Here is a 17913-nt window from a genome sequence, read left to right on the forward strand (position 1 = left end):
TGTAGCGAAAAGCCGAGCGCAATGCTCGGCCTTCCCTGCCACATTCCTTGCGCCGAATGTCAGCCGGTCAAGCAGCCTCAACCTGTACCGGAACGCCGTTCAACGCCGCATTGCCGGACAGGGCATCGAGCTGCCGCTCATCAGTCAGGTCATTGGCGCTGGCCCCCGGTTGCTCGCTGGCAATCGCCATCTTTACGCCTGGCCGGGCATGCCCCCAACCATGTGGCAGGCTGACCACACCGGCCATCATGTCCTCACTGGCAGCCACTTCCACTTCGATGACCCCGATCCGCGAACGCACGCGCACCAATTGGCCATCGGTGAGCCCGCGCTGACTCAAGTCCGCTGGGTGCATCAGCAGCTGATGGCGCGGCTTACCTTTAACCAAGCGGTGGTAGTTATGCATCCAGGAATTATTACTGCGCACATGCCGGCGACCAATTAGCAGCAGCTCATCCGCCTTGGCAGCTGGCTGCGCGGCAAAGCGCTGCAGATCAGCCATGATCACCGCAGGTGCCGCTTGAATCTGCTTATTGGCGGTTTTCAGACGACCGCTCAGGTTGGGTTTAAGCGCCCCTAGGTCGAGCCCATGCGGGTGCTCACGCAGTGCAACCAACGACAGTTTATGTTCTGACTTGTCGCCGTAACTACCAAACCGCAGCCCCATGTCGATCATCTGCTCGGGGGCCATGGTCGGTTTCAGCTCCACGCCCGTTTTGGCGGCAAAGGCTTTGGCCAGACCGACGAAGAGTTCCCAGTCATGCAGCGCGCCTACAGGTTTGGCCAGCACAGCTTCATTGAAGCGAGTGACATTGCGCACCGCGAACATATTAAACGTGGTGTCGTAGTGATCATGCTCCAGCGGCCCAGTCGGCGGCAGGATCAGGTCGGCATAACGGGTGGTTTCATTGATGTAGAAGTCGATGCTGAGCATGAATTCCAGACCATCGAGCGCCTGCTCCAGCTGCCGGCCATTGGGCGTGGACAGCACCGGGTTACCGGCTACCGTCACCAGCGCGCGTACCTGCCCTTCGCCGGCCGTGAGCATCTCCTCGGCCAGGGCCGACACCGGCAACTCACCGCCGTACTCCGGCAAGCCGGACACCCGGCTCTGCCAGCGATTGAAGTGCCCGCCAGAGGTTGAAGCCACCAGGTCCAATGCGGGTTCGGTGCAGAGCACACCGCCGACGCGATCCAGATTGCCGGTGACCAGATTGATCAGCTGCACCAGCCACTGACACAGCGTACCAAACGCCTGAGTGGAGACACCCATGCGCCCGTAACACACCGCCGATTCGGCAGCGGCAAAGTCGCGCGCCAACTGGCGAATCGTTGGCGCCGGCACGCCGCATTGGGCGCTCATGCTTTCGGCGGTGAAACCGGCAATCGCCTGACGCACGTCATCCAGGCCATCAACGGCCAGGTGACTGGCGCGGCCGAGGTTTTCTTCGAACAGGGTATTGAGCAGGCCAAACAGCAGGGCAGCGTCCTGCCCCGGACGAACGAACACATGCTGGTCGGCAATCGCGGCGGTTTCGCTGCGCCGTGGATCCACTACCACCAGTTTGCCACCGCGTTTCTGGATAGCCTTCAGGCGCTTTTCCACATCCGGCACGGTCATGATGCTGCCGTTGGATGCCAGCGGGTTGCCGCCGAGGATCAACATAAAGTCGGTGTGATCGATATCTGGAATCGGAATCAGCAAGCCATGGCCGTACATCAGGTGGCTGGTCAAGTGATGCGGCAGCTGATCAACCGAGGTAGCCGAATAACGGTTACGGGTTTTCAGCAGGCCAAGGAAGTAGTTGCTGTGGGTCATCAGGCCGTAGTTGTGCACACTGGGGTTGCCCTGATACACCGCTACGGCGTTCTGCCCATGCTCGGCCTGAATCGCACTCAAACGCTCGGCCACCAGCACGAAAGCGTCCTCCCAGCCAATGGCCTGCCATTCATCCCCCACCCGGCGCATCGGCTGACGCAAGCGGTCAGGATCATTCTGAATGTCCTGTAAGGCTACGGCCTTGGGACATATATGGCCGCGACTGAAACTGTCCAGAGCATCGCCCTTGATCGAACGGATCTGCGTGGAACCGTCGTCCTGCACTTCGGTTTCAATGCTCAGGCCACAGATGGCTTCGCACAAATGGCATGCACGATGATGAAGGGTTTTGGTCATGGCCGAGCCTCTTGTTTTGATTCGATGTACGCAGCACCGCAAAGCATGACTATGGCGACAGTTCGGAGACTGCACCAGCAGGGTTCGCTGCGTGAATTGCACAGCATCAGGTCGACCGATAGCTACGTCTCGGCGACTGCCCCGCTCAACGGGCTCATGCAGGCAATTTGCGCCTGATCGGCGTTTGCTTATAAGATCGCGACTTCCCCGTTTCGTCGCATTGTGCGGCCACCCAGCCGCAGGTTCTGCCGTTTCTTGCATTCCACCAGGCCATTGAACCTGCGCCCTGCTGTCAAAAGGTAGTTGATGATGAGCGCAAGACACTTTCTCTCGCTGATGGATTGCACACCGGACGAACTGGTGGGGCTGATCCGACGCGGCATGGAGCTTAAGGACTTGCGTAACCGCAGCGTATTGTTCGAGCCGCTGAAGAATCGCGTACTGGGCATGATCTTCGAGAAGGCCTCGACCCGCACCCGCCTGTCGTTCGAAGCCGGCATGATCCAGCTCGGCGGTCAGGCCATCTTCCTGTCGCCGCGTGACACGCAACTGGGCCGTGGCGAACCGATTGGCGATGCAGCCATCGTCATGTCGCGCATGCTCGATGCGGTGATGATCCGCACCTTCGCCCACAGCACCCTGACCGAATTCGCCGCCAACTCGCGCGTGCCGGTGATCAACGGCCTGTCCGATGACCTGCACCCCTGCCAGCTGCTGGCCGACATGCAAACCTATCAGGAGCATCGCGGCAGCATCAAAGGCAAAACCGTGGCCTGGATCGGTGACGGCAACAACATGTGTAATTCCTATATAGAAGCGGCCATGCAGTTTGACTTCCAACTGCGCGTCGCTTGCCCCGAGGGCTATGAGCCGAACGCCACGTTCCTCGCTGCCGCCGGCGAGCGCGTACAGATTCTGCGTGACCCGCTTGCCGCCGTTGCCGGCGCACACCTGGTGAGCACCGATGTGTGGGCTTCGATGGGCCAGGAAGACGAAGCCGCCGAGCGCCTCAAGCTGTTCCAGCCCTACCAGGTCAACCGCGCCCTGCTGGATGCCGCCGCCGAAGACGTGCTGTTCCTGCATTGCCTACCGGCTCACCGCGGCGAGGAAATCAGCGAGGATCTGCTCGACGACCCGCGCTCGGCAGCCTGGGACCAAGCAGAAAATCGCCTGCATGTGCAGAAAGCGCTGCTCGAATTTCTGGTTGAGCCGGCGTACCACCACGCATGAGCCAACCTCTGCTAAACCTGCGCGAGCTGAGCTGCGGCTACCCCGGACACAAGGTGGTGCAGAGCCTCAACCTGCACCTGAATGCCGGCGATATCGGCTGCCTGCTCGGCCCATCAGGCTGCGGCAAGACCACCACATTGCGCGCCATTGCCGGCTTTGAACCGGTGCTGGAAGGCGAGATCCAGCTGGCCGACCAGGTCATCTCGAAAGCCGGTTTTACCCTGGCCCCGGAGAAACGCCGGATCGGCATGGTATTCCAGGATTACGCACTGTTCCCGCACCTGAGCGTGGCCGAAAACATCGGCTTCGGCATCCGCAAGCAACCCAACCGCGAGCGGGTTACTCAGGAACTGATGGAATTGGTCAAACTCGACCATCTCGGCAAGCGCTACCCGCATGAGCTGTCCGGCGGCCAGCAGCAACGCGTGGCACTGGCACGTGCGCTGGCACCGGAACCACAATTGCTGCTGCTTGATGAGCCGTTCTCCAACCTGGATGGCGAACTGCGCCGGCGCTTGAGCCATGAGGTACGCGACATCCTCAAGGCGCGCGGCACCAGCGCAATTCTGGTGACCCACGACCAAGAGGAAGCCTTCGCCGTCAGCGATCACGTCGGCGTGTTCAAGGAAGGCAAACTTGAACAGTGGGACACGCCCTTCAATCTCTACCACGAACCACTGACCCCGTTTGTCGCCAGCTTTATCGGCCAAGGCTACTTTATTCGTGGCCAGTTGCTCAGCCCGGACTCTGTACAGACCGAACTGGGCATGATTCGTGGCAACCGTGCCTATAACTGGCCAACCGGCAGCGCGGTCGACGTACTACTACGTCCAGACGATATCGTCTATGACCCGGACAGCACGCAAAAGGCGCTGATCGTCGGCAAGACTTTCCTCGGCGCAGCGACCTTGTATCGCCTGCAATTACCAACCGGTAGCCAACTGGAATCAATCTTCCCCAGCCACGCCGATCACTTGCCCGGCCAGCAGGTCGGCATTCGCGTGGCCGCCGACCATCTGGTGGTGTTTGCCGCACCCGGCAGCATCGCCGCCCAGGTCAACCTGGGTGAGTCGGGCGTGCGTCGCTACAGCAGCGACAGCTGACTCACCCCAACAGCAACCGGCCACTGGCAATCAACAGCGCCTGGCCGGCAATCCTCACCCGCTCGCCAACCAACTCACAGTGCAACTCGCCGCCACGCGCCGAACACTGGAACGCACCGAGCCGGGTCTTGCCCAAACGCTGCGCCCAGTAGGGGGTAAGGATGCAGTGGGTCGAACCGGTTACCGGATCTTCATTGATACCGATAGACGGCGCGAAGTAACGCGAGACGAAATCATGCTGCTCACCGGGGGCGCTGACCAGCAAGCCCAACCCCGGCAACGTGGCTACAGCTGCCAGATCAGGCTGCAAAGCCCGCACTACAGCCTCGCTCGGTAGAATCGCCAGCAACTCCTGGATTCCCTGCCCCTCATGCAATGCCAACACGCTATCTACCGGCAAGCCCAGCGCCCGCTCAACGTCTGCGTGTAAGTCGCACGATTGCGCGCGGCGCACGGGGAAATCCAGTACCCGCTTGGCGCCAGCGCGACTGACCCGCAGTGCGCCGGAGAGACAGGTAAAATCAAGCACATCGCCCGACTCACCGTAGACCTCGAACAGCACATGAGCAGTGGCCAGGGTGGCATGGCCACACAGCGGCACCTCTGCCGTTGGGGTAAACCAGCGGATATGCCAAGCTGCGCCTTCCTTCACCACAAAGGCGGTTTCCGCCAAGTTGTGCTCGGCGGCAATCTGCTGCATCAAGGCATCGTCAAGCCAGCTGTCCAGGCGATAAACCATCGCCGGGTTGCCGGTAAATGGTTGTGTAGCAAAGGCATCGACCTGGTGGAATTCAAGCTGCATGGGGCGCACTCCGGATTCTTCGCACGTTAAAGCATGCCGAAAACAGGCTCCGCCTGCCCACTACAGCAGCGGCCAATTACAGCCATACAGCAGGCCATTAACACCGAGCCTCACGACAGCCGTCCAACAGTCAGGGCCTCTGCACCCCATAAGCATCCAGTAAGGCCTGCAAACGGCCATTAGCGCGATAGCGCTGCACACCCTGCTCGAAGAGCGCAACATAGCGTGGGCTGGACGCCAGCACTGGCGAAAATGCCAGGTAGATCGGCACATCCGGCACGCGGCAACCGGCCTCGCGCAACTCGCCAGTGTGCCCCAGGCTGGCCAACATGGCTTGCATACCCCAGGCGTTTTCCAACACCACATCGACACGGCCATGGGTGAGCTTGCTGATGTTCAACGTCAGCGCAGTGTCGCCAGCGGCAATCTGAATGCGTTCACTATCACCATGATGCAACGCAATGTAGGCATTCAATTGATCGCCATAACTGTAGTCATTGATCACCCCGAGGCGTTGCCCGGCGAGCGAGGCAATACCGGTAAAACGCCAGTAGGACGCCTGCCGGGTGAAAAAGCAGTTGCGCGACGATGCCACAGGCGTAGTACCAAAAAGAAAGTCCGGTGCATCTTCAACACCAGCACCGACGGCCGCATTCAACTCGCCACGCCGCACCATTTGTAAGGTACGCGCCCAGTTCAGGGCCTTGTACTGCACCTCAATGCCCGCCTCGGCAAAGATCTCCCGCGCCAGCTCAACGAAGATACCCGGCCGCTCGGATCCAGGCTGACAATTCACCGGACACCAGATATCGCCGGCAATCACCAGCGTCTCAGCCCGCAAACAACCGGCACAGCCGAGCAGTACCAGCACACACCCACGCACAACCAGCCAGCGGCATTTCGACATCCAAAGCCCCACGAAAGACCGGATTACTGGCAGTTTTACCACCCTCAGCCTTCGCTGCGCACTCTTTTCACCGCATCCAGCCAACCACCGTAGAGTTTATTGCGATGACTGTCAGCCATACGCGGCTCGAATCGTTGCTGACGATGCCAATGCCGCGCGATGCTCGCCAAATCCTTGTACAGCCCGGCTTGCAGGCCGGCCAGATAGGCCACACCGAGCGCTGTAGTCTCGGTGACTTCCGGACGCTCCACCGGCACCCCAAGGATGTCGGCGAGAAATTGCATGACCCAGTTGTTTTCCACCATGCCGCCATCGACCCGCAGTGCGCTGGGCTCAGCGGCGCCGTCCTGGCGCATGGCTTCGAGCAGGTCACGGGTCTGGTAGCACACCGACTGCAGGCCGGCGGTGACGATTTCCTTGATCCCGGTGTCGCGAGTCAGGCCGAAAATCGCGCCACGGGCTTTCGGGTCCCAGTACGGTGCGCCCAGGCCGGTGAAAGCTGGCACCAGGTAAACACCGCAAGCATCGCCGGTCTGCTCGGCCATGGCTTCGGTATCGCGGGCATGGCTGATCAGCTTGATGCCGTCGCGCAACCACTGCACAGCGGCGCCAGCGACGAAGATGCTGCCTTCCACCGCATAGGTGACCTGGCCATTCAGACGATAACCGACCGTAGTGAGCAGGCGATTTTTCGAGGTGACCGGCGTACTGCCGGTGTTCTGGATCATAAAGCAGCCGGTGCCATAGGTGCTTTTGACCATGCCTGGCTCGAAGCAGGCCTGGCCGATCAGGGCCGCCTGCTGATCACCGGCCATGCCCAGCACCGGAATCGCAGCACCGAGCAGGCTCGCCTCTGTACAGCCAAAATCGGCCGCGCAATCAAGCACCTCCGGCAGCAGGCTGGCGGGAATCTCGAACAGCTTGAGCAGCTCTTCATCCCACTGCTGGGTGTGGATATTGAACAGCAGGGTGCGTGAGGCGTTGCTGGCGTCAGTCTTGTGCGACTTGCCACCGGTCAGGCGCCACAGCAAAAAGGAATCCACGGTGCCAAAGCGCAGCTCGCCACGTTCGGCACGCTCACGGGCGCCCGGCACCTTTTGTAGAATCCAGCGCAGCTTGGTGGCTGAAAAATACGGGTCGATCAACAAGCCGGTCTTGGCCGCGACCGCCGCTTCATGCCCCGCTTCTTTCAGCTCAGCGCAATAGTCGGCGGTGCGCCGATCCTGCCAGACAATCGCTGGATGAATCGGCGTACCGGTCTGCGCATCCCACACCAGAGTGGTTTCACGCTGATTGGTAATGCCGATAGCCGCCACCTCACTGGCACTCAGACCACTCTGTTTAAGCGCCTCACGGCAGACCTTAAGAGTGCTCAGCCACAGCTCTTCGCCATCATGCTCAACCCAGCCATCCTGCGGGAAGTACTGTTTGAACTCCTGCTGCGCGCGCGCAACGGGCAACCCTTGAGCACTGAAGACAATCGCCCGACTGCTGGTGGTGCCCTGGTCGATGGCAAGCAGGTAATGAGACATGCAGATTTCCTTGTTTTTATAGGTTGTAGAGCGGCTGCTAGCCGCGACCAATAGGTGCAAACAACGCCTGAGTCAGCTGTGCCAGCACGCTGGCCTCCAGCTGCACCTCCAGACCGCGCCGTCCGGCGCTGACATAGATATTCGGGAAGTGCTGCGCCGATTCGTCAATAAAGGTACGCAGGCACTTCTTCTGCCCCAGGGGGCTGATACCGCCGAGCAGGTAACCGGTAGCGCGCTGTGCTGCAGCAGGGTCGGCCATATCGGCTTTCTTCACCCCGGCAGCCTGCGCCAGCGCCTTCAGGTCAAGCGTACCCGCCACCGGTACAACAGCGACCAGCAACTCGCCCTTCTCGCTGGCCGCCAGCAGCGTCTTGAACACCTGGGCCGGCTCAAGATTGAGCTTCTCCGCAGCTTCCAGGCCATAGGAAGCCGCCTTGGGGTCATGGTGATAACTGTGCACCTGGTGCGCAGCTTTGGCTTTTTTCAGCAGATCGATGGCAGGCGTCATGTTCGAATGTGAAAACAATCTGACAAAGTTGGCGTACCTTAGCCGAAAAAAACTGTTGGGAGCAGTCTTTAACGTCGCGTGGCTGCGGCCGCAAGGTGGCCGCTCAAATTGCAGACCATAAAATCTGCGACCACAGCCTATAATGGCGCGCACCTCTGAGGAGTTTTCATGACCCTGCCGCCCCGCCAACACGACATTCTCGAACTCGCCCGCGAACGCGGCTATGTCAGCATCGACGAGTTGGCTCAGGCGTTTGCCGTCACCCCACAGACCATTCGCCGCGACATCAATCAGCTTGCTGAACAAGGTCTGCTGCGTCGCACGCATGGCGGTGCGGCCAGTGAGAGTTCCAGCACGCAGAACACCGCCTACAGCATGCGCGCTGGACAGATGCGTGAAGAGAAACAGCGCATCGCTGCCGCCATTGCCGCACAGATCCCCAACCACGCCTCGCTCTTCATCAACATTGGTACCACCACCGAAGCCATTGCCCGTGAGCTGCTCGGCCACAAGGGCCTGAAGATCATCACCAACAACCTGCATGTGGCGGCCCAGCTCAGCGCCAAGGCCGACTTCGAAGTGTTGCTGGCCGGCGGTACGGTGCGCAGCGATGGCGGCATCGTCGGCCAGGCGGCGGTGGATTTTATCCAGCAGTTCAAGGTCGACTTCGCCCTGGTCGGCATCAGCGGCATCGATGAAGACGGCAGCCTGCTCGACTTCGATTACCAGGAAGTACGGGTCTCCCAGGCGATTATCAGCAATGCGCGCCAGGTGTTTCTGGCCGTCGACTCCAGCAAGTTCGGCCGCAACGCCGTAGTGCGCCTGGGCTCGGTCGCCCTGGTCGATCGGGTGTTCACCGATGCCGCGCCGTCCGCTGCCATCAACCGCCTGCTCGCCGAGCACAAAGTACACCTCGACCTGGTGTAAGACCGCCACCACTGGCCTGGCACCGGCTTAACCAATATCCCGCTACTGATTCCTCACAACCGCTGGGCGCGAAAGCGCACTTCGGGGTGGCGAAGCTGTGGATATTCGACTAGCATATTTTCGAAAGTGAACATTCAAAGTTCAATACTGACTTTCGGTGCCGCCATGCCTACTCGTCCCGCCAGCAACAATCCACTCGCTGAAGTCTATGACCTTGCCGTGATCGGCGGCGGTATCAATGGTGTCGGGATTGCCGCCGATGCCGCCGGGCGCGGTTTATCCGTGTTCCTTTGCGAAAAGGACGATCTGGCGCAACACACATCGTCGGCCAGCAGCAAACTGATCCACGGTGGCCTGCGCTACCTGGAACACTACGAATTCCGCCTGGTACGTGAGGCCCTGGCCGAGCGCGAGGTGTTGCTGAGCAAAGCCCCGCATATTGTCAAACCCATGCGCTTTATCCTGCCGCACCGCCCGCACCTGCGCCCGGCCTGGATGATCCGTGCCGGGCTGTTTCTCTATGATCACCTGGGCAAGCGCGAGAAGCTGGCCGGCTCACGCGGCCTGCGCTTCGGTGCCGGCAGCCCGCTGCAGGCCGAGATCAGCCGCGGTTTCGAGTATTCCGATTGCTGGGTCGATGACGCCCGCCTGGTGGTACTCAATGCCATGGCTGCCCGCGAGCATGGCGCCCACGTGCACAGCCGCACCCGTTGCGTCAGCGCACGACGCAGCAAGGGCCTGTGGCATATCCACCTGGAACGCCACGACGGCAGCCTGTTCTCGATTCGCGCCCGCGCTCTGGTGAATGCTGCCGGCCCTTGGGTGGCGCGGTTTATTCGCGAAGACCTGAAACAGGAATCGCCCTACGGCATTCGCCTGATCCAGGGCAGCCATATCGTCGTGCCGCGCCTGTTCGATGGCGAGCAGGCTTACATTCTGCAGAACGAAGACCGCCGCATCGTCTTCGCCATCCCCTATCAGGAGCGCTTCACCCTGATCGGCACCACGGACCGCGAATACCAGGGTGACCCGGCCAAGGTAGCGATCAGCGAGGAAGAAACCGACTACCTGCTGAATGTGGTCAACGCCCACTTCAAGAAGCAGCTGCAGCGCAGCGACATCCTGCATACCTATGCCGGCGTGCGGCCGCTGTGTGATGACGAGTCGGATGATCCGTCGGCAGTCACCCGCGACTACACCCTGTCGCTATCCGCTCATCCCGGAGAAGCCCCGTTGCTCTCGGTGTTCGGCGGCAAGCTGACCACCTACCGCAAGCTCGCCGAATCGGCGCTGGCACAACTGGCGCCCTTCTTTCCCAAAATGGGTCCTAGCTGGACGGCCAGCAGCCTGCTGCCGGGCGCTGAGCAACTCGACAGCCAGAGCGCGCTGGTGGAAGCTCTGTGCGCGCACTTCGGCTGGCTACCCACCTCACTGGCACGGCGCTGGGCCAGCAGTTACGGCAGCCGCAGCTGGGTGATGCTCAACGGCGTGAGCAACCTCAGCGATCTGGGCGAACACCTGGGCGGCGGCCTCTACACCCGTGAAGTCGACTACCTGTGCCAGGAAGAATGGGCCATGCAGGCGGACGATATTCTCTGGCGCCGCAGCAAGCTCGGCTTGTTCACCACCCCGGCGCAGCAAGCCAAGCTGGACAGTTACCTGCGCATCGAATCACCGCGCAACCCGGAAGATGCGCACGCAGCGTAGAGCCTGAAATCCTTAAAGCCGATCTATCGATTGAGGCATAAAAAAGGGCGACCGAAGTCGCCCAAATTGCCTTGCGTGCTCTGCTACTGGAGACTCAGCCCAGCTTGGACTTCTGCGCGTCTTTCCAGATGAAATAACCAACCCCGGCACAGAACGCGACCATCAGTCCGACGGTGCCAATACCGGCGAGAACTACGACATCAATAAACATGGTTGCCTCCTGCGTGAAGCCTGTGTGGGTATGGCTTCAAATTAGCAGGGGCAGCAGGGACGCCATTGATCCAGGTCAACAAGCGGCGGGCGCTGTCAGGATGAGGCTTTGATTAGCTGATCCAGATCAAAAAAACGGCTCATGACAGAGCGATTTCAAGGCTTTTTCGGTTTGCCCTTGGGCTTTTTCTTACCCTTGGGCAGTGGTAAGGCCTGCTCGAAGGCATCGCGCATTTCATTGAGTTTTTTGTCGCGCAGGTCATGAATGCGCTTGTCGCGCTCGGCGGCGAAATCAATCAGTTTGTCGTCTTTGCTCATGGTCTCGGCTTGATCAAACGAAAGGTCAGGTTCAGGCGTGGCGCGCAGGCGCTGCGCGTCTTCGCCACTTGATGCTGCCAATAATGCTGGGTTGGCCCACGCATGACCAGCAGCGAACCATGCTGCAGCGGCAATGAGTGCTCGATGCGGCTCTGCCCTTTTCGGCGCAGATCAAAGCGCCGCGTGCCGCCCAGATTCAGCGAGGCGATCAACGGATTGGCACCCAGTTCGGCTTCATCGTCGCTGTGCCAGCCCATGGAGTCCTGCCCATCACGGTAGTAGTTGAGTAACACGCCATTCAGCGGTTGCCCCACTGCCTGCTCCACCTGCGCGCGAATCAGCGCCAACAGCGGCGTCCAGGGCAGCGGTTGATGGGTCAATCCGGAGTAGCGGTAGCTGGCCTCGGCATCGCCATACCAGGCCACCAGACGCGGCACCGGCAGTTGCCGACCGTAAAGTTGCACCTGCGGCTGCTGCCAAGGGGTCTGCGCCGTCAGCTCAGCCAACCAGCGGTCAGCCGTTGCGGCATTCAGCCACTGCGCATGCAGCTGCAAGTCAGCGCTGGTCAGATGCAAAGGGCTGTCGGCAAATAGATCCACGGAACCAGACTCGAACAGGCGAAGCACCTAGTGTGCCCAGCTCAGACCTCCACATCCACCCACAAGCCCTGACGAGGCAGTTCACTGACCACAGCCTCATCGGCCTTGGCCACTTCACCTTCGGCCAGTTCTTCCGGGGTGTAGCCGTGGCGGCGCTGGCGACGGCGCTGCTCTTCGCGCAGGAGCATTTCGGCTTCCTGAGGGTGGCGTTTATCCAGGCTTACACCACTTTCCTTGGCGCTTTCCGCAGACGCTGTAACCGGCGGGATTTCCGGACGAGGCTTGACCACATCCTGCTGGACGGTGACGGGAACCAGACTGTGGGGGATCGGCGGCAGCATCTCGTAGTCCTCCTTTGGTCAGACTGTCGGCGAGCCAAGCCGCGACTTGAGCCTCGCCTCACTACACTTTTGATCGACCTGATTACACAAAGTGCCCGATGCGTAGCAATGCGCCTTTGGCCATGGCCCGACGCTGCGTTAACATAGTCGGCTTTTTCACGCGGGAGACAAGCATGGCGCAGTATGAACCGGGGCAACGCTGGATCAGTGACAGCGAAGCAGAACTGGGTTTGGGAACTGTTCTGATGCAGGACGGCCGCATGCTCACCATGCTCTACCCGGCCACCGGCGAAACTCGCCAGTACGCCCTGCGCAATGCACCCTTGACGCGTGTGCGCTTCTCGCCGGGTGATGAAATCACCCATTTCGAAGGCTGGAAGCTGACCGTTCAGGAAGTCGACGATATCGACGGTCTACTGGTCTATCACGGCCTCAATGCCCAGCATGAAAGCGTCAGCCTGCCGGAAACCCAGCTGTCGAACTTTATCCAGTTCCGCCTGGCCAGTGATCGCCTGTTCGCCGGGCAGATCGACCCGCTGCCCTGGTTCGCCCTGCGCTACCACACCCTCGACTACACCAGCCGCCAGTTGCAATCCAACCTCTGGGGCCTGGGCGGCGTGCGTGCGCAACCGATTGCGCACCAGCTGCATATCGCCCGCGAAGTCGCCGACCGCATCGCCCCGCGCGTACTGCTGGCCGACGAAGTAGGCCTGGGTAAAACCATCGAAGCCGGTCTGGTGATCCATCGCCAGCTGCTCTCCGGGCGTGCCAGCCGCGTGCTGATTCTGGTTCCAGAAAACCTCCAGCACCAATGGCTGGTGGAAATGCGCCGGCGCTTCAACCTGGATGTCGCGCTGTTCGACGAAGAACGCTTTATCGAAAGCGATGCCAGCAATCCGTTTGAAGACTGCCAGTTGGCCCTCGTGGCCCTGGAATGGCTGTGTGAAGACGAAAAAGCCCAGGACGCGCTGTTTGCCGCGGACTGGGACCTGATGGTGGTCGATGAAGCGCACCACCTGGTCTGGCACCCGGAACACGCCAGCCCGGAATACGCACTGGTTGAACAACTGGCTGGGGTGATTCCCGGCGTCCTGCTGCTCACCGCCACCCCGGAACAGCTCGGCCAAGACAGCCACTTCGCCCGTTTGCGCCTGCTCGACCCCAACCGTTTCCATGACCTGGCCGCCTTCCGCGCGGAAAGCGAGCATTACAAACCAATTGCCGAGGCCGTGCAGGAACTGCTCGACCAGGGCCGCCTGTCGGATGCGGCGCACAAGACCATTCACGATTTCCTCGGCGCCGGCGGTGAAGAGCTGCTGGCAGCCGTCAACGCCGGTGACAGCGAGGCCTCGGCGCGCTTGGTGCGTGAATTGCTCGACCGCCACGGCACCGGCCGCCTGCTGTTCCGTAACACCCGTGCAGCCGTCAAAGGCTTCCCCGATCGCGAACTGCACCCCTACCCGCTGACCAGCCCTGACGAATACATGGAGCTGCCGCTGGGCGAGCATGCCGACCTGTACCCCGAAGTCAGCTACCAGGCGCAGCCGGATGTCGATGAAGAGCAGCGCTGGTGGAAGTTTGACCCGCGCGTCGAGTGGCTGATCGACACCCTGAAGATGCTCAAAAAATTCAAGGTACTGGTGATCTGCGCCCACGCCGAAACCGCCATGGATTTGGAAGACGCCCTGCGCGTACGCAAAGGCATCCCGGCTACAGTGTTCCATGAAGGCATGAGCATCCTGGAACGCGACCGCGCCGCCGCCTACTTCGCCGACGAAGAGTTCGGTGCCCAGGTACTGATTTGCTCGGAAATCGGCTCGGAAGGTCGTAACTTCCAGTTTGCCCACCATCTGGTGCTGTTCGACCTGCCGGCCCACCCGGATCTGCTCGAACAGCGTATCGGCCGCCTCGACCGTATCGGTCAGAAGCACCGTATCCAGCTGCACGTGCCCTACCTGGAGAACAGCCCGCAGGAACGCCTGTTCCAGTGGTACCACCAGGCGCTGAATGCCTTCCTCGCCACCTGCCCAACCGGTAACGCCCTGCAGCACAAGTTCGGCAGCCGCCTGCTACCGCTGCTGGAAAGTGGCGACGACGGAGAATGGCAAGCCCTGGTGGATGAAGCCAAAGCCGAACGCATTCACCTGGAAGGTGAACTGCACGCCGGTCGCGATCGCCTGCTGGAGCTCAACTCCGGCGGCGCGGGTGAGGGGGAAGCGTTGGTCGCGGCGATTCTCGAGCAGGACGACCAATTCGCCTTGCCAATCTATATGGAGCAGCTGTTCGACGCCTTCGGCATTGACAGTGAAGACCACTCCGACAACGCCCTGATCCTGCGCCCCAGCGAAAAAATGCTGGATGCCAGCTTCCCCCTGGGTGACGACGAAGGCGTGACCATCACCTACGACCGCGACCTGGCCCTGGCCCGTGAGGACATGCAGTTCCTCACCTGGGAACACCCCATGGTGCAAGGCGGCATGGACCTGGTGCGTTCCGGCTCGATGGGCAACACCGGCGTGGCGCTGATCAAGAACAAGGCTTTGAAACCCGGTACCGTGCTGCTGGAGTTGCTCTACGTGAGTGAAGTGGTGGCCCCGCGCGCGCTGCAACTGGGCCGCTATTTGCCGCCCATCGCGCTGCGTTGCCTGCTTGATGCCAACGGCAATGACCTGGCCAGCAAGGTGTCCTTCGAGAAACTCAACGAACAGCTGGAGCCAGTGCCCCGGGGCAGCGCCAACAAGTTTGTCCAGGCGCAACGCGACAGCCTTAACCCGTTGATCAACGCCGGCGAAAGCAAGGTGGCGCCACGCCATAGCGACCGGGTCGACGAAGCCAAGCGCCGCCTGGCTGCAGAAACCGACGAAGAGCTGGCCCGCCTGATCGCCCTGCAAGCGGTCAACCCGAGCGTGCGCGACAGCGAACTCAACGCCCTGCGCCAGCTGCGCGAGCAAGGCCTGGCCATGCTCGACAAAGCGGCACTGCGCCTGGAGGCCATTCGCGTCTTGGTTGCTGGCTAAGCGTTGCAAATGAGCATCCGGCGCCCGCAGGTAGGTTGGCGCTGAGCGCAGCGAAGCCCAACAGGCCTTGACAGGTGTCGTTGGGCTTCGTCGCACTGCTCCTCAACCCAACCTACGCCGAGGTGCACTCCACACGGGCTGCTAGAGTCAGAAACACTACTTCTGTCACTCCAGCCCACAGGAGCTCACAGTGCCTGCACGCGCCGCCTCGCGCCGATTTCGTCATAGCCTCGGCGGGCTTTGCCTGCTGGCGCTGCTCCTACTTCCACTGCTGCATCTGTGGCCCGCCCTGAACGGGTTGAACAACGCCCACCTCGACTGGCTGATTCGCCAGCGCGCCGCCGAACAGACGCCCGACCCACGCCTGCTGCTGATAGATATCGACGATCTGAGCCTGCAAGTGCTGGCCGGTGAAGCCGGTAAATGGCCTTGGCCGCGCTCGCTGCACGGCGAACTGCTGGAATACCTGCTCAGACAACAGCCCAAGGCCGTAGCCTTCGACATTCTGTTCAGCGAACCCGACCAGTTCAACCCGGACGCCGACAGCTACTTTGCCGAAGTGCTGCAACGCAGCTCCAACGTCTACCTCGCCGCTCTGGTCCAGCAAGCCGACGCAGGCAGCCAGCCGCCACTGCTGCGCGACTACCCTGCCCCCACCTGGCAAGCACCCGGGCAACGCGGCGCAGACGATCAACGCGGCCTACTCCTGCTGCCTAACGCCGTCCCCAGCGAGCTGTGGCGCCTGGGCAGCATCAACTTTCGCCCGGATGCCGACGGCATCGGACGGCGTTATGAGCTGTACCGCAATTTTGCCGACTGGCGTCTGCCCAGCCTGCCTGCACGCATCGTGTATGACCTGACCGGCGCCTTGCCGACGCAACAAAACCTGCTGCTGGACTGGCCCGGCACCAGCCGCTTGCCCTACCCACGCCTGCCCTATGCCGCCGTGCTGGCTGCCGCGCGCAATCAGGGCGAACCGCTGGCAGCCGAACAGTTCAAGGACCGCATCATCGTTATCGGCACCACCGCCGCCGGCCTGCATGACCTTCGCCCGACCCCGCTGGACACTCTCTATCCCGCGCCATTTATCCTGATGACAGCCATCGACAACCTGCTCAACAACAGCCAGTTGCACGAAGCCGACAGCTGGCTGGAAGTGCTCGGCCCGCTGCTGCTATTGCTCAGTCTGAGTGCATTGCTGCTGCGCGAGCAGCTACCGGCGGCCTTTGCCCTGAGCCTGTTAGGCAGCCTGACACTGGTTGCCTGCAGCTACTGGCTGGCCTTGCAGGGCACGCTGCTCGGCGTAGTGCCCGGGCTGATCTGTCTGTGGCTGCTGCTGGCGACCGCGCTCGCGTTGTTCTACCTACGCCGGCGTCAGCAATTGCAGGACACCATTCGCCTGTTCAGCCGCTTTATGGACCCGGTGGTCGTCAACCAACTGGTATCGCGCGACGACCCGGAAGCCTTGCTGGCGAGCAAGGAGTGCCAGCTAACCGTGCTGTTTTCCGATATCCGCAGCTTTACCACCCTCTCCGAGCAGCACACGCCAAGCGAAATCGTGCACCTGCTCGAAGGCTATTTCAGCAGCCAGGTCGAGGTGCTGTTCAAACACCAGGCGACCCTCGACAAGTTTATCGGCGACGCCATCATGGCATTCTGGGGCGCACCGCTGGACAACCCGCAGCAAGCCGATCAAGCCATCCTCGCGGCGATGAAAATGCTGGATAACCTCGACGCCTTTCGCCGCGACTACAACTGCCCGGATTTCGATATCGGCATTGGCCTGCACACGGGACCAGCGGTCGTCGGCCTGGTCGGCGCCAAGCAGCGCTATGACTACACTGCAATAGGCGACACGGTGAACTTGGCCAGCCGCATCGAAGGGCTGACCAAGGGCCGCGCCCATCTGCTGATTTCTGCCGCCACCCGTGAGGCCTGCACACTTGATCTGGACTTCGTGCCCCGGGGCGAACACCAGGTAAAAGGTCGCGCCGAAGCCGTAATGCTCTTTGAGCCGCGAAGGAGACATGATGAATAAAGGCCTCTGCAGTGCCCTTGCGGCGCTGATATTCAGTTTCTACGGATTCTCGGCGCTGGCCGAAGTACGCCAGGCGCAGACCTTGCAGGACAATACCCTGCGCGCCGACCCCAGCGCCTCGGCAGCCAGTGTCGGCCAGGTCGGCAAGCAGGCGCAGGTATTGGTACTGGAACGCCAGGGCGGTTGGTATCAGGTGGAAACCCCAAGCGGTCAACGCGGTTGGCTGCCATTGCTCAGCCTGCGCTTTGCCAAGGATGCGCAAGCCAGCCGCAGCAATGACCTGGGCAGCCTGCTCAAACTCGGCAACCAGGCCTCCCCCGCCAGCGGCGTAGCCACCGGAATTCGCGGCATCAGCGACGAGGAATTGCGCAGCGGCAGTGCCGAGACCTCGGCCAGCGTGCAGAGCCTGGATGCCTTCGCCGCCAGCCCGAGTGAAGCGCGCAGCTTCGCCCAGCAAGGCGGCCTGCGCAGCCAGAACCTGCCCTACGCCCGCTAACA

At 61.4% G+C, this 17913-nt stretch carries 16 protein-coding genes; 7 read left to right on the plus strand and 9 right to left on the minus strand.

What is annotated here, in order from left to right; all coding sequences use genetic code 11:
* Positions 1 to 67: 67 nt before the first annotated feature.
* Positions 68 to 2176, minus strand: a complete 2109-nt coding sequence (locus DBR00_RS14195; protein ID WP_108538071.1) for a molybdopterin oxidoreductase family protein — start codon at positions 2174 to 2176, stop codon at positions 68 to 70.
* Between the two features lie 309 nt (positions 2177 to 2485).
* On the opposite strand from DBR00_RS14195, the gene argF reads away from it, so the two are divergent.
* Both argF and DBR00_RS14205 read left to right on the plus strand, forming a co-directional pair.
* Positions 2486 to 3406, plus strand: a complete 921-nt coding sequence (gene argF, locus DBR00_RS14200) for an ornithine carbamoyltransferase (RefSeq protein ID WP_108487301.1) — start codon at positions 2486 to 2488, stop codon at positions 3404 to 3406.
* A complete protein-coding gene (locus DBR00_RS14205) occupies positions 3403 to 4509 on the plus strand; it encodes an ABC transporter ATP-binding protein (RefSeq protein ID WP_108487300.1) in 1107 nt (368 codons plus the stop codon). The genes argF and DBR00_RS14205 overlap by 4 nt, the downstream gene beginning before the upstream one ends.
* Position 4510: 1 nt before the next feature.
* On the opposite strand, the gene DBR00_RS14210 is transcribed toward DBR00_RS14205, so the two are convergent.
* From DBR00_RS14210 to ybaK, 4 genes are all read right to left on the minus strand, one after another.
* Positions 4511 to 5311 carry a PhzF family phenazine biosynthesis protein gene (locus DBR00_RS14210; RefSeq protein ID WP_108487299.1) on the minus strand — a complete coding sequence of 267 codons (801 nt, stop codon included), beginning with the start codon at positions 5309 to 5311 and terminating at the stop codon, positions 4511 to 4513.
* Positions 5312 to 5441: 130 nt separating this feature from the next.
* Positions 5442 to 6218 (minus strand): ABC transporter substrate-binding protein, encoded by a 777-nt coding sequence (locus tag DBR00_RS14215; RefSeq protein WP_108487298.1) that lies wholly within the window; start codon positions 6216 to 6218, stop codon positions 5442 to 5444.
* Positions 6219 to 6262: 44 nt separating this feature from the next.
* Entirely contained in the window at positions 6263 to 7750 is a 1488-nt protein-coding gene (glpK, locus tag DBR00_RS14220; RefSeq protein ID WP_108487297.1) for a glycerol kinase GlpK, read from the minus strand.
* Between the two features lie 37 nt (positions 7751 to 7787).
* The gene (ybaK, locus tag DBR00_RS14225) at positions 7788 to 8258 is read right to left on the minus strand and encodes a Cys-tRNA(Pro) deacylase (RefSeq protein ID WP_108487296.1); all 471 of its coding nucleotides are present in this window, start codon (positions 8256 to 8258) and stop codon (positions 7788 to 7790) included.
* 168 nt (positions 8259 to 8426) lie between these two features.
* On the opposite strand from ybaK, the gene DBR00_RS14230 reads away from it, so the two are divergent.
* Entirely contained in the window at positions 8427 to 9185 is a 759-nt protein-coding gene (locus tag DBR00_RS14230) for a DeoR family transcriptional regulator (RefSeq protein WP_108487295.1), read from the plus strand.
* A gap of 165 nt (positions 9186 to 9350) precedes the next feature.
* A complete protein-coding gene (gene glpD, locus DBR00_RS14235) occupies positions 9351 to 10892 on the plus strand; it encodes a glycerol-3-phosphate dehydrogenase (protein WP_108487263.1) in 1542 nt (513 codons plus the stop codon).
* A 94-nt stretch (positions 10893 to 10986) separates the two neighbouring features.
* On the opposite strand, the gene ccoM is transcribed toward glpD, so the two are convergent.
* The 4 genes from ccoM to DBR00_RS14245 all read right to left on the minus strand — a co-directional run bounded on the left by ccoM (position 10987) and on the right by DBR00_RS14245 (position 12360).
* A complete protein-coding gene (gene ccoM, locus DBR00_RS21290; protein ID WP_305888788.1) occupies positions 10987 to 11103 on the minus strand; it encodes a cytochrome c oxidase subunit CcoM in 117 nt (38 codons plus the stop codon).
* 155 nt (positions 11104 to 11258) lie between these two features.
* Positions 11259 to 11420 carry a hypothetical protein gene (locus tag DBR00_RS20740; protein ID WP_090248299.1) on the minus strand — a complete coding sequence of 54 codons (162 nt, stop codon included), beginning with the start codon at positions 11418 to 11420 and terminating at the stop codon, positions 11259 to 11261.
* Positions 11417 to 12019 (minus strand): alpha-ketoglutarate-dependent dioxygenase AlkB, encoded by a 603-nt coding sequence (locus tag DBR00_RS14240; protein ID WP_108487290.1) that lies wholly within the window; start codon positions 12017 to 12019, stop codon positions 11417 to 11419. Before DBR00_RS14240 ends, DBR00_RS20740 begins: the two co-directional genes overlap by 4 nt.
* 41 nt (positions 12020 to 12060) lie before the next feature.
* Complete coding sequence (locus DBR00_RS14245) at positions 12061 to 12360, minus strand: aspartate-semialdehyde dehydrogenase (protein WP_108487264.1); 300 nt, start codon at positions 12358 to 12360, stop codon at positions 12061 to 12063.
* Positions 12361 to 12533: 173 nt separating this feature from the next.
* Here DBR00_RS14245 and rapA point away from each other — a divergent pair, with 173 nt between their 5' ends.
* From rapA to DBR00_RS14260, 3 genes are all read left to right on the plus strand, one after another.
* Positions 12534 to 15377 (plus strand): RNA polymerase-associated protein RapA, encoded by a 2844-nt coding sequence (gene rapA, locus DBR00_RS14250; RefSeq protein WP_108487265.1) that lies wholly within the window; start codon positions 12534 to 12536, stop codon positions 15375 to 15377.
* A 190-nt stretch (positions 15378 to 15567) separates the two neighbouring features.
* Positions 15568 to 17415 carry a CHASE2 domain-containing protein gene (locus DBR00_RS14255; protein WP_108487266.1) on the plus strand — a complete coding sequence of 616 codons (1848 nt, stop codon included), beginning with the start codon at positions 15568 to 15570 and terminating at the stop codon, positions 17413 to 17415.
* Positions 17408 to 17911 (plus strand): SH3 domain-containing protein, encoded by a 504-nt coding sequence (locus tag DBR00_RS14260; RefSeq protein WP_158271572.1) that lies wholly within the window; start codon positions 17408 to 17410, stop codon positions 17909 to 17911. The genes DBR00_RS14255 and DBR00_RS14260 overlap by 8 nt, the downstream gene beginning before the upstream one ends.
* The last annotated feature ends 2 nt before the right edge of the window (positions 17912 to 17913 follow it).

Origin of the sequence: Pseudomonas sp. HMWF032 (genome assembly GCF_003060885.1) — a bacterium.
In the GTDB taxonomy this organism is placed as follows: domain Bacteria; phylum Pseudomonadota; class Gammaproteobacteria; order Pseudomonadales; family Pseudomonadaceae; genus Aquipseudomonas.

Bases quoted from the DNA above. Each gene is read 5' to 3' on its own strand.
- glpK (WP_108487297.1), bottom strand. From the start codon at position 7,750: ATGTCTCATTACCTGCTTGCCATCGACCAGGGCACCACCAGCAGTCGG.
- argF (WP_108487301.1), top strand. From the start codon at position 2,486: ATGAGCGCAAGACACTTTCTCTCGCTGATGGATTGCACACCGGACGAA.
- rapA (WP_108487265.1), top strand. From the start codon at position 12,534: ATGGCGCAGTATGAACCGGGGCAACGCTGGATCAGTGACAGCGAAGCA.
- DBR00_RS14205 (WP_108487300.1), top strand. From the start codon at position 3,403: ATGAGCCAACCTCTGCTAAACCTGCGCGAGCTGAGCTGCGGCTACCCC.
- DBR00_RS20740 (WP_090248299.1), bottom strand. From the start codon at position 11,420: ATGAGCAAAGACGACAAACTGATTGATTTCGCCGCCGAGCGCGACAAG.
- DBR00_RS14210 (WP_108487299.1), bottom strand. From the start codon at position 5,311: ATGCAGCTTGAATTCCACCAGGTCGATGCCTTTGCTACACAACCATTT.
- DBR00_RS14215 (WP_108487298.1), bottom strand. From the start codon at position 6,218: ATGTCGAAATGCCGCTGGCTGGTTGTGCGTGGGTGTGTGCTGGTACTG.
- DBR00_RS14260 (WP_158271572.1), top strand. From the start codon at position 17,408: ATGAATAAAGGCCTCTGCAGTGCCCTTGCGGCGCTGATATTCAGTTTC.
- DBR00_RS14195 (WP_108538071.1), bottom strand. From the start codon at position 2,176: ATGACCAAAACCCTTCATCATCGTGCATGCCATTTGTGCGAAGCCATC.
- ccoM (WP_305888788.1), bottom strand. From the start codon at position 11,103: ATGTTTATTGATGTCGTAGTTCTCGCCGGTATTGGCACCGTCGGACTG.
- ybaK (WP_108487296.1), bottom strand. From the start codon at position 8,258: ATGACGCCTGCCATCGATCTGCTGAAAAAAGCCAAAGCTGCGCACCAG.
- glpD (WP_108487263.1), top strand. From the start codon at position 9,351: ATGCCTACTCGTCCCGCCAGCAACAATCCACTCGCTGAAGTCTATGAC.
- DBR00_RS14245 (WP_108487264.1), bottom strand. From the start codon at position 12,360: ATGCTGCCGCCGATCCCCCACAGTCTGGTTCCCGTCACCGTCCAGCAG.
- DBR00_RS14230 (WP_108487295.1), top strand. From the start codon at position 8,427: ATGACCCTGCCGCCCCGCCAACACGACATTCTCGAACTCGCCCGCGAA.